Origin of the sequence: Aquabacterium sp., from assembly GCF_035476535.1 — a bacterium.
Lineage (GTDB): Bacteria > Pseudomonadota > Gammaproteobacteria > Burkholderiales > Burkholderiaceae_C > Pseudaquabacterium.
Map to the genome: position 1 here is coordinate 25,233 of NZ_DATILJ010000097.1, position 13,701 is coordinate 38,933.

At 66.4% G+C, this 13,701-nt stretch carries 12 protein-coding genes; 10 read left to right on the forward strand and 2 right to left on the reverse strand.

Translation table 11 applies throughout. From position 1 onward, the window contains the following. The first annotated feature begins 568 nt into the window (after positions 1-568). Genes lepA through nagZ form a run of 9 tightly spaced genes read left to right on the forward strand, consistent with a single transcriptional unit; the run spans position 569 to position 8,447 of the window. A complete protein-coding gene (gene lepA / locus VLK61_RS09870; protein ID WP_325420646.1) occupies positions 569-2,377 on the forward strand; it encodes a translation elongation factor 4 in 1,809 nt (602 codons plus the stop codon). A 15-nt stretch (positions 2,378-2,392) separates the two neighbouring features. Then, positions 2,393-3,361 carry a signal peptidase I gene (lepB, locus tag VLK61_RS09875; RefSeq protein WP_325420649.1) on the forward strand — a complete coding sequence of 323 codons (969 nt, stop codon included), beginning with the start codon at positions 2,393-2,395 and terminating at the stop codon, positions 3,359-3,361. Positions 3,362-3,387: 26 nt separating this feature from the next. Then, positions 3,388-3,753, forward strand: coding sequence for a DUF4845 domain-containing protein (locus VLK61_RS09880; protein WP_325420651.1), 366 nt, complete (start codon positions 3,388-3,390; stop codon positions 3,751-3,753). Positions 3,754-3,775: 22 nt separating this feature from the next. Then, the gene (gene rnc, locus VLK61_RS09885; RefSeq protein ID WP_325420653.1) at positions 3,776-4,486 is read left to right on the forward strand and encodes a ribonuclease III; all 711 of its coding nucleotides are present in this window, start codon (positions 3,776-3,778) and stop codon (positions 4,484-4,486) included. A gap of 20 nt (positions 4,487-4,506) precedes the next feature. Next, positions 4,507-5,415 (forward strand): GTPase Era, encoded by a 909-nt coding sequence (gene era, locus VLK61_RS09890; protein ID WP_325420655.1) that lies wholly within the window; start codon positions 4,507-4,509, stop codon positions 5,413-5,415. Continuing rightward, positions 5,412-6,185 (forward strand): DNA repair protein RecO, encoded by a 774-nt coding sequence (gene recO, locus VLK61_RS09895; protein WP_325420657.1) that lies wholly within the window; start codon positions 5,412-5,414, stop codon positions 6,183-6,185. Before era ends, recO begins: the two co-directional genes overlap by 4 nt. Continuing rightward, positions 6,182-6,982, forward strand: coding sequence for a pyridoxine 5'-phosphate synthase (locus VLK61_RS09900; protein ID WP_325420659.1), 801 nt, complete (start codon positions 6,182-6,184; stop codon positions 6,980-6,982). Before recO ends, VLK61_RS09900 begins: the two co-directional genes overlap by 4 nt. Next, the gene (gene acpS, locus VLK61_RS09905; RefSeq protein WP_325420661.1) at positions 6,979-7,392 is read left to right on the forward strand and encodes a holo-ACP synthase; all 414 of its coding nucleotides are present in this window, start codon (positions 6,979-6,981) and stop codon (positions 7,390-7,392) included. Before VLK61_RS09900 ends, acpS begins: the two co-directional genes overlap by 4 nt. Continuing rightward, a complete protein-coding gene (gene nagZ / locus VLK61_RS09910) occupies positions 7,389-8,447 on the forward strand; it encodes a beta-N-acetylhexosaminidase (protein WP_325420663.1) in 1,059 nt (352 codons plus the stop codon). The genes acpS and nagZ overlap by 4 nt, the downstream gene beginning before the upstream one ends. An 80-nt stretch (positions 8,448-8,527) precedes the next feature. Here nagZ and VLK61_RS09915 read toward each other — a convergent pair whose 3' ends face one another. Both VLK61_RS09915 and VLK61_RS09920 read right to left on the reverse strand, forming a co-directional pair. Further along, positions 8,528-9,058 (reverse strand): hypothetical protein, encoded by a 531-nt coding sequence (locus tag VLK61_RS09915; protein WP_325420665.1) that lies wholly within the window; start codon positions 9,056-9,058, stop codon positions 8,528-8,530. A gap of 124 nt (positions 9,059-9,182) precedes the next feature. Continuing rightward, positions 9,183-12,122: a ribonuclease E/G gene (locus tag VLK61_RS09920; RefSeq protein ID WP_325420667.1), complete on the reverse strand. Its 2,940-nt coding sequence runs from the start codon at positions 12,120-12,122 to the stop codon at positions 9,183-9,185. Positions 12,123-12,750: 628 nt separating this feature from the next. Between VLK61_RS09920 and VLK61_RS09925 the strand changes: the two genes are divergently transcribed. Beyond that, positions 12,751-13,698 carry an RluA family pseudouridine synthase gene (locus VLK61_RS09925; protein ID WP_325420669.1) on the forward strand — a complete coding sequence of 316 codons (948 nt, stop codon included), beginning with the start codon at positions 12,751-12,753 and terminating at the stop codon, positions 13,696-13,698. The last annotated feature ends 3 nt before the right edge of the window (positions 13,699-13,701 follow it).

Sequence of the window (13,701 nt, forward strand, 5' to 3'; positions counted from 1 at the left end):
CGGGGCCGTCAGATCAGGAAGGTGCGCAATCGTCCCTGTCACCCGACTGAATCCGCGGGTCTTTTCGCATTGCGGCAGCGCAGCTTGTCGTGGCGGAGGCTCAATTAAATGGGGACACCACGCGCGATTTGCACGTCTTGCCGGATCGTAAGTTTGTGAACGCTTACCTCCGAATCCTGCCGATCGGATTGTGTCGCCGCCCGGTTAGAATTGACGCCAGATAGTGCCCGTTTAGCCCAGCAAACGATTCGGAGCGAGGGTTCATCCCAGGTCTGAAGAAGTTCGTCGAGGGCTGTGGATAAGATGTGGATGAACTGTGTCTGTTGGCACCTCGCAACGGCCGGAAAACAAGCAATGGCGCGGTTTCCAGCCCGATGGATTTGGCTACAATGAAGGCCCAACAAGCAGTTGCCATAACCTTTTGTTGGAAGGCGCGTCTCCTCTTGGACGTGCCTTTTTTTTGGTTCCGGCACAGGTCTAACGACCTTCGCATCGCACCTGATGTGAGCCTTCTACGCGGCGGTCACGCCGTTGCAGCGTGCGCCGGCACGAACCCCCGATTGACTGCATGGACCACATCAGAAACTTCTCGATCATTGCCCACATCGACCACGGCAAGTCGACCCTGGCCGATCGATTGATCCAACGCTGCGGTGGCCTGAGTGATCGCGAGATGGAAGCCCAGGTGCTCGACTCGATGGACATCGAGCGCGAGCGCGGCATCACGATCAAGGCCCAGACTGCAGCACTGAGCTACACCGCGCGCGATGGCCAGGTCTACAACCTGAACCTGATCGACACGCCCGGGCATGTGGACTTCAGCTATGAGGTGAGCCGTTCGCTGTCGGCCTGCGAAGGTGCGTTGCTGGTAGTCGATGCCAGCCAGGGTGTCGAAGCGCAAACCGTGGCCAACTGCTACACCGCGCTCGACCTGCATGTCGAAGTGGTGCCGGTGCTCAACAAGATGGATCTGCCGCAGGCCGATCCCGACAACGCCAAAGCCGAGATCGAGGACGTGATCGGCATCGATGCGACCCACGCGATCCCGTGCTCGGCCAAGACCGGCATGGGCATCGACGAGATTCTCGAAGCGGTGATCGCCCGCATGCCCGCACCGAAGGGCAAGCCCGAGGGCCCGCCGCGGGCGATGATCATCGACAGCTGGTTCGACAACTACGTCGGCGTCGTGATGCTGGTGCGTGTGGTCGATGGCGTGCTGCGCAAGGGCGACCGTATCCGCATGATGGCCACCAACGCGGCCTATCCGCTGGAGCAGCTCGGCGTGTTCACGCCGAAGTCGCAGCCGCGTGAAGAGCTGAAGGCCGGCGAGGTGGGTTTCCTGATCGCCGGCATCAAGGAACTGCAGGCCGCCAAGGTCGGCGACACCGTCACGCTGGAAAAGAAGCTGCCGAACAACGCCGGCCCGGCCAGTGAAGCCTTGCCGGGCTTCAAGGAAATCCAGCCGCAGGTGTTCGCCGGCCTCTACCCCACCGAGGCCAGTGAGTACGACCAGTTGCGCGACGCGCTGGAGAAACTCAAGCTCAACGACAGTTCGCTGCGCTATGAGCCCGAGGTGTCCCAGGCGCTGGGCTTCGGCTTCCGCTGCGGCTTCCTGGGTCTGCTGCACATGGAGATCGTGCAGGAGCGCCTGGAACGCGAGTTCGACCAGGACCTGATCACCACCGCGCCGAGCGTGGTCTACCAGGTCGAGTTGAACGACGGCGACGTGCTGCAGGTCGAGAACCCGTCGAAGATGCCGGACCTGGGCCGCATCCGCGAGATCCGTGAGCCCATCGTCACAGTGCACCTGTACATGCCGCAGGAGTACGTCGGCCCGGTGATGACGCTGGCCAACCAGAAGCGTGGTGTGCAGCTGAACATGGCCTACCACGGGCGCCAGGTGATGCTGACCTACGAGTTGCCGCTGGCCGAGATCGTGCTGGACTTCTTCGACAAGCTGAAGAGCGTGTCGCGCGGTTATGCGTCGATGGACTACGAGTTCAAGGAGTACAGGGCCGCCGATGTCGTGAAGGTCGACCTGCTGATCAACGGCGACCGGGTCGATGCACTCTCGATCATCGTGCACCGTGTGCAGAGCCAGTACCGCGGCCGCGCGGTGGCGGCCAAGATGCGCGAGCAGATCCCGCGCCAGATGTACGACGTGGCGATCCAGGCCGCCATCGGCGCCAACATCATCGCGCGCGAGAACATCAAGGCGTTGCGCAAGAACGTGCTGGCAAAATGCTATGGCGGCGACGTTTCGCGCAAGAAGAAACTGCTCGAGAAGCAGAAGGCCGGCAAGAAGCGCATGAAACAGATCGGCACGGTCGAGGTGCCGCAGGAAGCCTTCCTGGCCATCCTGCAAGTCGAGGACTGACAAGAACATCCCATGATGAGCACCCTCACCGTCGCGCTGTTTGGCGCGCTCGTGGTCTACCTCGGCGGTTGGTATCTCGGCCACTGGATCGGCAACTTCTCCTTGCTGCTGCTGGTGCTGTCGGTGGTCACCTTCGGCTATTGGCTGGCAGAACGATTTCGCTTCGCGCCGGCGAGAACCGCAGCCGCCGAAGCGCTGCTGACGCACGATGCCCAGCGCCGTGCCTCGCTGGCCAAGCAGGGCATCACGCAGGTCGACGGCGATGTCGAAAGCGCGCGCCAGCAGATCCTGGCACAACCCTGGTGGCTGGACTGGACCGCCGGCTTGTTCCCGGTGATCCTGATCGTCTTCCTGTTGCGCTCGTTCCTGTTCGAGCCCTTCAAGATTCCGTCGGGCTCGATGATCCCGACCCTGCTGGTGGGTGACCTGATCCTGGTGAACAAGTTTCACTATGGCGTGCGCTTGCCGGTGGCCAACATCAAGGTCATCAGCAACCACGACCCCCAGGCGGGCGACGTGATCGTGTTTCGTTACCCGGTGGATCCGCGGATCGATTACATCAAGCGCGTGGTCGGCGTGCCGGGCGACGAGGTGGCCTATCTGAACCAGAAGCTCAGCATCAACGGCAAGCTGGTGCCCACCGAAGCGCAGACGCCCTTCTACGACGCCGACAGCATCCGCCATTTCCCGATGTTCAGCGAGCAGCTCGGCAGTGTGAAGCACAGCATCCTGGTGCAGCCCGACAACGGACCACCGCTGCAGGCCATGGAAGCCTTCCGCCCGTTCCGCGATCAATGCCGCTACAGCGCCGAAGGTGTGGTGTGCAAGGTGCCCGCCGGCCACTACTTCGTGATGGGCGACAACCGCGACAATTCGCAGGATTCTCGTTACTGGGGTTTCGTGCCGGACAAGAACATTGTGGGCAAGGCGTTCTTCATCTGGATGAATTTCGGTAACCTACGGCGATTCGGCGGCTTCGACTGAGCCTTCAGCGGCTCGGCAACGGGAACATGACGCACAACATCGGCCTTCGCACGCAACGCGGCGTCACCCTGATCGGCTTGTTGAGCTGGGCAGTGGTGGTCGGCTTCATCGGCTACGTGCTGGTGCGCGCGGTGCCCACGGTGCTGGAGTTCCATGCCATCCAGACGGCAGTCGACAAGATAGCAGCGGCCCCGTCGCCGACGGTGGCCGGTATCCGTGGGGCTTTCGACAAGCAGCGAGAGATCGACTACTCGATCGAATCCATCTCGGGCAAGGACCTGGACATCAGCAAGGAGAACGACCGCGTGGTGATCCGCTTCGCCTACAGCAGGGAAATCGAACTGATCAAGCCGGTGTACCTGCTGTTCAAGTACGAAGGCGAATCGAAGTGATGCGATTGTGCGGGCTGGCACTGTGACGACAGATAACCGATTCGACGCGCTGCAATCCCGGTTGGGACGGCGCTTCAATGATGCCCGCTTGCTGCAGCGTGCGATGACGCACCGCAGCTTCGGTGCCGACCACAACGAGCGGCTGGAGTTCCTCGGCGATGCGGTGCTGAACCTCGCGGTGTCCAGCCTGCTGTTCGAGCGCTTCGCCGGCTCCGACGAAGGCGACCTGACCCGCGTGCGCGCCCACCTGGTGCGCGAAGACAGCCTGCACCGCGCGGCATTGGCGCTGGGCCTGCCCGAGGTGCTGCGCCTGTCCGATGGCGAAGCGCGTGGCGGCGGCGCGCAGCGGCCGTCGATCCTGGCCGATGCGGTGGAAGCGCTGATTGGTGCCACCTACCTCGATGGCGGCTTCGAGCCGGCCGCTGAACTGGTGCGTCAGCTGTTTGGTGAGCTGATCACCAGCACCGAGGCCGACAGCTGGAGCAAGGACGCGAAAACCGAGCTGCAGGAATGGCTGCAGGCGCGCAAGCTGCCGGTGCCCACCTACCGCATCGTGGCCACACGCGGCCAGGCCCATGCGCAGACCTTCGATGTCGAGTGCGCGGCACCCGCGCTTGGCGTGGCCGAGCAAGGCGAAGGCCGCTCGCGCCGCGCCGCCGAGCAGGAGGCCGCGCGCCGCCTGCTGGCCAAGTTGAAAGCCAGCGATCGGCCGGGCGGCCCCTTGCGGTCCTGAACTCTGAAACGGAGCCCGCCATGAGCGAGGAAACCCAGGTCGGCGTTGAACAACAGCGCTGCGGCCTGATGGCCATTGTCGGCCGGCCCAACGTCGGCAAGTCGACCTTGCTGAATGCGCTGGTCGGCCAGAAGATCAGCATCACCTCGCGCAAGGCGCAGACCACGCGGCACCGCATCACCGGCGTGCGCACGCTGGGTGATGCGCAGTTCGTGTTCGTCGACACGCCCGGCTTCCAAACCCGCCACAGCACGCCTTTGAACCGCAGTCTGAACCGCACGGTGCAGGGCGCGTTGAGCGATGTCGACGTGGTGCTTTTTGTCGTCGAAGCCGGCCGCTTCGGCCTGGACGACGCGAAGGTGCTGTCGCTGCTGCCGCAGGACAAGCCGGCGATCCTGGTGGCCAACAAGCTCGATGCGGTGCAGCGCCGCACCGACATGCTGCCGTGGTTGAAGAGCATGCAGGAGCGCCACCCCTTCGCTGAATTCGTGCCGATGTCGGCGCAAAAGAACGACGACATCGAGCGCCTGTTCAAGATCGTTGCGCCCTACCTGCCGCAGCAGCCGTGGATGTACGAGGAAGACGCGCTGACCGATCGCAGCGACCGCTTCCTCGCCGCCGAGTTGATCCGCGAAAAGCTCTTCCGTCTGACCGGCGACGAACTGCCCTACAGCGCGACCGTGGTGATCGACAAGTTCGAGGAAGAGGGCAACCTGAAGCGCATTGCCGCGACCATCATCGTCGAGCGTGAAGCGCACAAGGGCATGATCATCGGCGACGGCGGTGAACACCTGAAGCGCATCGGCAGCGAAGCGCGTCAGGAGCTGGAACGCCTGATGGCCGCCAAGGTCTTCCTCGAGATCTGGGTCAAGGTGCGATCGGGCTGGGCCGACAACGAGGCGCACCTGCGGTCCTACGGCTACGAATGATCAAGTCGTCGGGGCAGCCTGCTTATGTGCTGCACCAATGGGACTGGAGCGAGACCAGCCTGATCCTCGACCTGTTCACGCGCGAGCAGGGTCGCGTGGCCACGGTGGCCAAGGGCGCCAAGCGACCCTATTCCCAGCTGCGCGCGGTGCTGTTGCCCTTCCAGCGCATCCACGTGGCGCTGGGCCGGCCCAAGGCCGATGAAGCCAGTGACATCCTGACGCTGCGTTCGGCCGAGTACGGTGGCGCCGCCGCGGCGCTGCCGCCGGCCCAGCTGTTTTCCGGCTTCTATCTGAACGAGCTGTTGATGAAGCTGCTGGCCCGCCAGGACGCGCATGCGCTGCTGTTCGATGCCTATGCCGACACCTTGCAGGCGCTGGCCGTGGCGCAAGATGAAGCGCCGCTGCGCGCCTTCGAGCTGGTGCTGTTGCGCGAGACCGGCGTGCTGCCCGAGCTGAACCATGCCACGCTGACGCAGAGCGAGGTGCAGGCCGGGCAGTTCTACGCGTTGCGGCCCGAGGCTGGACTGGTGGCGGCGGGTGGCAACGAACCTGCGCTCGCCGGCGCCGCGTGCCTGGCGCTGCAGGCGGCGCTCGATGCGAACGAGATGACGCCCTTGCGCCAGGTCTGCAGCAGCGTCTTGCCGGCCTTGCGGCCGCAGCTGCGCAGCCTGCTTCACTATCATCTTGGTTCGCCGCAGCTGCGCACCCGGGCCGCGATGCTCGAAGTGCGCCGCCTGCTCGATGCCACCACCCACCCAGGGACGCGATGAACCCGCTTGTTGCACCCGAACCCCACCGCCATGACGGCCGCACCGCACTGTCGGTCAACGTCAACAAGATCGCGCTGCTGCGCAACACACGGCACCTGGCCATTCCGGATGTCGTGAAGCTGTCGCGCCAGGCCCTGGAAGCCGGCGCGCAAGGCATCACCGTGCACCCCCGGCCCGATGAGCGGCACATCCGCGCGCAGGACGTGCATGATCTGGCGGCCTTGATGAAGCAATGGCCGGAGGCCGAATACAACATCGAGGGCAACCCCTTCCACAACCTGATGCCTTTTGTGCGCGAGTTGCGGCCGCATCAATGCACCTTCGTGCCGGACAGCAGCGAGCAGTTCACGTCCGATCATGGCTGGAATCTGCTCGCCGACCTGGAGCGCTTGCTGCCGCTGGTGGCCGAGGCGCAGGCCCTGGGCGTGCGTGTCAGCCTGTTCATGGACCCGTTGCCCGAAGCCATGGCGCGTGCCAGCGCCACCGGCGCCGAGCGCATCGAGCTGTACACCGAGGCCTATGCCAGCGCGCACGGCACCGCGCAGCAGGCCGAGGTGCTCGCGCGCTACACCGCTGCTGCGCAGGCCGCCATCGCCGCGGGTCTGCAGATCAACGCCGGCCACGATCTGAACCGCGACAACCTGAGCGACTTCCTGCGCGCCGTGCCGGGCGTGCTGGAGGTGTCGATCGGCCACGCGCTGATCGCCGATGCGCTGGAACTCGGCCTGAGCGAGACCGTGCGTGACTACCAGCGCTGCATTCAACGCGCGTTCGCACCGCAGGCCGCCGCTCGATGATCTACGGCATCGGCACCGACATCTGCGACCTGCGCCGCATCCGCGCGACGCTGGAGCGCCGCGGTGAGCGCTTCGCCGACAAGGTGCTAGGCCCGCACGAGATCGAGGTCTTCCGTGCCCGACGTGCCCGTGTCGATGCCCGCGGCGTGGCCTACCTGGCCACGCGCTTCTCGGCCAAGGAGGCCTTCTCCAAGGCCATCGGCCTGGGCATCCGCATGCCGATGACCTGGCGCAGCTGCGAGATCCTGAACCTGCCCAGCGGCAAGCCGGAGATTCGCCTGAACGGTGCGTTGGCCGATTGGTTTGCGGCGCGCCGGCTGCGGGCCCATGTCACCGTCACCGATGAAACCGACTACGCGGCGTCCTTCGTCGTCGTTGAACGCACAGACTCCCCTGACGACACCCCATGACGCTTGATGCTTCCCTCCATGCACCGCTGGTGCTCGATGTTGCCGGCACCGAACTCGATGCCAACGACCGCCGCCGCCTGCAGCACCCGCTGACCGGCGGGCTGATCCTGTTCACCCGCAACTGGCGCGACCGCCAGCAGATGACCGCGCTGGTCGCCGAAGCCAAGGATCTGCGGCCGGACCTGCTGGTGACCATCGACCACGAGGGCGGCCGTGTGCAGCGTTTCCGCAGCGACGGCTTCACCCACCTGCCACCGATGCGCACGCTCGGCGAGCTGTGGATGAAGGATGCGATGGCCGCCACCGATGCCGCTACCGCTGCAGGTTATGTGCTCGGCGCCGAGTTGCGCGCCTGCGGCGTGGACTTGAGCTACACGCCGGTGGTCGACCTGGACCACGGCCACAGCCAGGTCGTCGGCGACCGGGCCTTCCACCGCGATGCGCGCGTCGTGTCGCTGCTGGCCAAGAGCCTGATGCATGGCTTGCTGCTGTCGGGCATGGCCAACTGCGGCAAGCACTTTCCCGGTCATGGTTATGCCAGTGCCGACAGCCACGTGGCGCTGCCGGTGGACAAGCGCTCGCTGAAAACCATCCTGGCCGACGATGCGCAACCCTACCGCTGGCTGTCGACCAGCCTCGCCGCGGTGATGCCGGCACACATCGTCTACCCCAAGGTCGATGCGATGCCGGCTGGCTTTTCGCCGCGCTGGCTGCGCGAGATCCTGCGCGGCGAACTGGAATTCCACGGCGCGATCTTCAGCGACGACCTGAGCATGGCCGGCGCGCGTGCCGCCGGCAGCACGCTGGACGGCGCGCTGGCGGCGCTGAACGCCGGCTGCGACATGGTGCTGTTGTGCAACCAGTCGCTCAATGGCGGCGCGGCGGTCGATGCGCTGCTCGACGGCTTGACGGCCGCACAGGCCCGCGGTGCCTGGTCACCCGACGTCGACAGCGAAGCGCGCCGCCTCGACCTGATGCCGCTGACGCCGCCGCTGCCCTGGGACGAACTGATGCACCAGCCGGCATATCAGCATGCATTGGCCAAGCTGCCGTGAGCGGCCTGGCCTCTCAGCACCCGGTTACGACATGGTTCGGTGCCATGCGTCACTGAGCCAGTGTCCCGCGCACCCGGGCCTCACTGGCCGAAGTGCATCTGGTATTTGGCGCCGTCGGAGAACAGGCAGGCGCCGGTGCCGATCGTCGGACCGGTGATCACGTACTCGCACTGCGCACTGACGCCATTGCCGTAGGCGTTGGCGATGCCGCGGCGACCGCCGTAGGATGGGTTGCCGTTGCCGAGCACCTGTGTGTGGATGCGGCCGAAACCCGGGTGGCCGCCATCGACACGGGTGGCGTCGCCTTGCATCAGCTGGCCGCGGTAGCTCAGCGAGATGCTGCCCCGGCCGCTGTGTTGATCAGCGACGGAGGCCATCAGCAGGCCGGCCGTCTGCGCCGGCTCGTTCAGTGGATACAGCCGCGCCTGCAACAGGCCGGGCGACGGCGCGGCGCTGGGCGTGGCCGAGGGCTGCACGATCGTGACGTTGGGCGCCTGCCCCACCGGAAACGGCTGGCCCGTGCGGTGATCGATCGGCACGACATAACACGCAGACAGTGCGGCCAGCAGCGATGTGCCGATGCACAGCCGGGCGGCAATCGAAGGACTCATACAAGCTTTCGTGGCGCGGCAACGGTGCCGCGCCACGAAGCTTGGTGCGTGCAGGGCGGTGGCTCAAGCACCGACCCGCCAGGTAGCGCCCGGCGCGCCGACGTGGCGCACCGGGCGATACCGGTCAGCGCGGCGCTGCGGCGCCGCCGGACTCGAACGGCAGCTTCAGCTGCGACAAGTCCTTGCGCGTCTCCACCAGCACCAGCGGGCCTTCGTCGACCACCGCCAGCGGCTTGCGTTCACGCGGCGCGTGCACCGGCTTCGGCTCGTTGGCCATGGCCTCCTGCACCGCACGGATCTTGTCGGCGTCGGAATTGACCCACTGCAGGCCCGAGGACTCGGCCACGCGCTGCAGCGCGTCCAGCGGCAGCACATAGGGCTCGATCAGCGTCCGCGGCGCGGCCGGAGCGGCTGTGGGCGGGACTGCCGGCGAAGTTTCGGCCACGGCGGCCGACGCGACGGGGGCGGCTTCGCCGTTGTCGCGGGCTTCCGCCGCGACTTGTGCCGGGGCTTCGGCGGGCGCGACGGCTGGGCCGCTCACCTCGTCGACCAGCGCCGCGTGGCCGTTGCTCTCGTCGCGCACCTCACCGTCGCGACGTTCGCGGCGGTTGCGGTCGCGGCCACGGCCACGGCGGCGGCCTTCCTCACCGACCCCCGCTTCGTCGGCACCGGCAGGTGCCAGGGCTTCGGCCTCGGCCCTCGGTTCGGCCATGTCGACAGCGTCAACGCTGCCGTCGGCCTGGCCTTCCGTGCCCGGCGCGGCGGCGGACTCGTCGCGGCCGCCTCGGCCACCACGGCGCCGACGGCGGCGGCGCTGTTCGTCGCGTTCGGCCTCGCTGGCCCCGCCGGCTTCGCCGGGCAGTGCGGCGTCCACCGGCAGATCAGCCAGTGCGGCGGCCTTGTCGGCCGGATCCGGCCTGGGCTCGCGCTCGGGCCGTGGTGTGCGGCGCGGCGTCTCTGCCGGACTGCCTTCGGCGGCCTCGACCGGCCGCTCGTTGCGACGGCCATCGCGGCGGCCGCGAGCTTCGCCGCGACCTTCACCCCGTGCTTCACCGCGCGGCTCGCCGCGGGCTTCGCCACGGTCGGCGCGGCCTTCGCGGTTGTCGCGACCCTCGGTGCGCGATTCAGCACGCGCTTCGCCGGCCTTGCCCTCGCGGCCGCGGCCACCGCGTTCACCGCGGCCCCGTTCACCGCGTTCGCCACGCCGGCCGTCGCGGCCTTCGCGCTTGTCGCCGGCGGGCACGGCGGCCACGACAGGCGCGGCCACCACCGGTGCTGGTTCAGGCGCCGGCGCCGGTGCGGTGCTGCCGAAGATCTTCTTGATCCAGCCGAAGAAGCCACTGCCGGCAGCCGGTGTCGGTGCCGGGGCGGCCCAGCTGGGCGTGAGCGTCGCGGCGGCCGGCGCGGCCACCGGGGGCGCCACAACGGCCACCGGTTCGGGCTTGGGCGGTGCGATCGGTGCCGGCTGGTCCGGCAGCACGCCCTTGATCACTGGCTCCTGCTTGGGTTTGGCCTTTTCGCGGCGGCTGATCGCCACCTCGTCGTCCGGCTCCTCGATCATCGTGTAGCTGGCCTGCAGGTTCTCCAGCCGCGGGTCGTCGTGGCGCAGGCGCTCGAGCTTGTAGTTCGGCGTCTCCAGGTGCTTGTTCGGCACCAGCAGCACGGTGCAGCGCTGCTTCAGTTCGATCTTGGTGATCTCGGTGCGCTTCTCGTTCAGCAGGAACGAGGTCACTTCCACCGGCACCTGCACATGCACGGCGGCGGTGTTGTCCTTCATCGACTCTTCCTGAATGATGCGCAGGATCTGCAGCGCGCTCGATTCGGTGTCGCGGATGTGGCCGGTGCCGTTGCAGCGCGGGCAGGTGATGTGGTTGCCTTCGCTCAGCGCCGGGCGCAGGCGCTGGCGGCTCAACTCCAGCAGGCCGAACTTGCTGATCGACGAGAACTGCACCCGCGCGCGGTCTTGCCGCATCGCGTCGCGCAGCCGCTGTTCGACCTCGCGGCGGTTCTTGCTCTCCTCCATGTCGATGAAGTCGACGACGATCAGGCCGCCCAGGTCGCGCAACCGCATCTGGCGCGCGATCTCGTCGGCGGCTTCCAGGTTGGTGCGCGTGGCGGTTTCTTCGATGTCGCCACCGCGCGTGGCGCGTGCCGAGTTGACGTCCACCGACACCAGCGCTTCGGTGTGGTCGATGACGATCGCGCCGCCGGCCGGCAGGTTCACCGTGCGCGAGAACGCGGTTTCGATCTGGTGCTCGATCTGGAAGCGCGAAAACAGCGCGGCGTCGTCGCGGTAGCGCTTCACCCGTGAGGCCGATTCCGGCATCACGTGGTTCATGAACTGCTGGGCCTGTTCGTAGATGTCGTCGGTATCGATCAGGATCTCGCCGATGTCCGACGTGAAGTAGTCGCGGATCGCACGGATCACCAGGCTCGATTCCTGGTAGATCAGGAACGCGCCCTTGCCGACCTTGCTGGCCGAATCGATCGCCGTCCACAGCTTGAGCATGTAGTTCAGGTCCCACTGCAGCTCGGGCGCCGTGCGGCCGATGCCGGCGGTGCGGGCGATCAGGCTCATGCCCTTGGGGTAATCCAGCTGCTCGAGGTTTTCCTTCAGCTCTTCGCGGTCTTCACCCTCGATGCGCCGCGACACACCACCGCCGCGCGGGTTGTTGGGCATCAGCACCAGGTAGCGGCCGGCCAGCGAGACGAAGGTGGTCAGCGCCGCGCCCTTGTTGCCGCGCTCTTCCTTTTCCACCTGGACCAGCAGTTCCTGGCCTTCCTTGATCGCGTCCTTGATGGTCGCGTTCTTCAGCTCGATGCCGTCGCGGAAATACTGGCGCGAGATTTCCTTGAACGGCAGGAAGCCGTGGCGGTCTTCGCCGTAGTCGACGAAACACGCCTCGAGCGAAGGCTCGACGCGGGTTACGACCGCCTTGTAGATGTTGCCCTTGCGTTGTTCGCGGCCTTCGATTTCGGTTTCGAAATCGAGCAGCTTCTGTCCATCGACGATCGCCAGGCGCCGTTCTTCCGGCTGCGTGGCATTGATCAGCATGCGCTTCATGTGCACTCCTGTCCGCACGCGCCGCCTTTATTCGGCGCGTGTTGAGTCGGTCACCGGCCCGGACCCGAAGGTCAGGGTTGGCGACTCATCCGATGCACGAGCAACGTGACACTTGGCCGGTGGAGGAATCGCCCTGGACTGCGGTGACCATCAGATGATCAGGATTGCAGTGGGGCCGCGTGCGGCGAGCGGAAGACGGTTGGCGGCGCCGCCAACGCCCTGCCGGGCGCGACAGGGCGCGCCGCGCCATGACTGGCGCTCGTTCGGGCAGGGAAGTGGGCTGGCATGCGAACCGGGAGGCTTGGCCGCGGGCGACAGACTGGGCATCAAACCCGGTCTGCCGCCCATGAGCTGGAATCTTTCCCAATGACGGGACGGCTGGTGAGTACGTGTCTCTTCCACCTGTTTCGCGCCAGCCGCCCTCTCGCTTTGGCGAGGGGGCCTGCCGCGCGGTGCCAGGTGTTGCATCAACGCTTGTGGCGCGCCTGGTACGGCGCACCGCCACAATAGCGCCCGGCATGCCCGGGTAAACTCTGAAAAATCAAGCACTTAGGGCTCAATTGTGGTCCGCGGCATTATAAGCAGCAAACCGACACAGCGCCGCGAAGAAGCGTCTGCACCCATCGCCGTGCGGCGCATCGTGGTCGATGAAGCGGGGGAGGGCCAGCGCCTGGACAACTTCCTGATCCGCCTGCTCAAGGGCGTGCCGAAGACCCATGTGTACCGGGTCATCCGTTCGGGCGAGGTGCGTGTCAACAAGGGCCGCGCCGGTGCGGACACGCGGCTGGCGATCGGCGACGAGGTGCGGGTGCCGCCGGTGCGCGTGGCGGAAAAGCCGGCTGACGCGAAGCCGGCGCCGCCGCGTGAATTTCCGGTGCTGTTCGAGGATGACCATCTGCTGGCCATCGACAAGCCGGCCGGCGTGGCCGTGCATGGTGGCTCTGGCGTCAGCTTTGGCGTCATCGAGCAGCTGCGCCAAGCCCGGCCGCAGGCGAAGTTCCTGGAACTGGTGCACCGGCTGGACAAGGAAACCTCCGGCATCCTGCTGCTGGCCAAGAAGCGCAGTGCACTCACGGCGCTGCAGGACCAGTTCCGCGCGCGCGACACCGGCAAGACCTATGCCGCGCTGGTGATCGGCAGCTGGCCGGTCAAGCTGAAGCTGATCGATGTCGCGCTGCACAAATACCTCGATGCGGCCGGCGAGCGCCGGGTTCGCACGGTCGGCCCGGAATCGGAAGACGGCCGCCGCTCGATCACGCTGGTGAAGATCGCCCAAGCCTTCGAGGCCTACACGCTGCTGGACGTGACCATCAAGACCGGCCGCACCCACCAGATCCGCGTGCACCTGGCCCATGCCGGCCACCCGATCGTCGGCGACGACAAGTACGGTGACTTCACGCTGAACAAGCAGGTCGCACGCGGCGAGGGCTTGCAGGGCCAGCGCTTCGAGCGCATGTTCCTGCATGCGAAGCGACTGGCCTTCGATCACCCGGCGAGTGGCGAACGCATCGAGTTGCAGGCGCCGCTGCCGCCCGAATGCGTCACACTGCTGGCCCGTCTTTCCCAGCCGCACTGATTG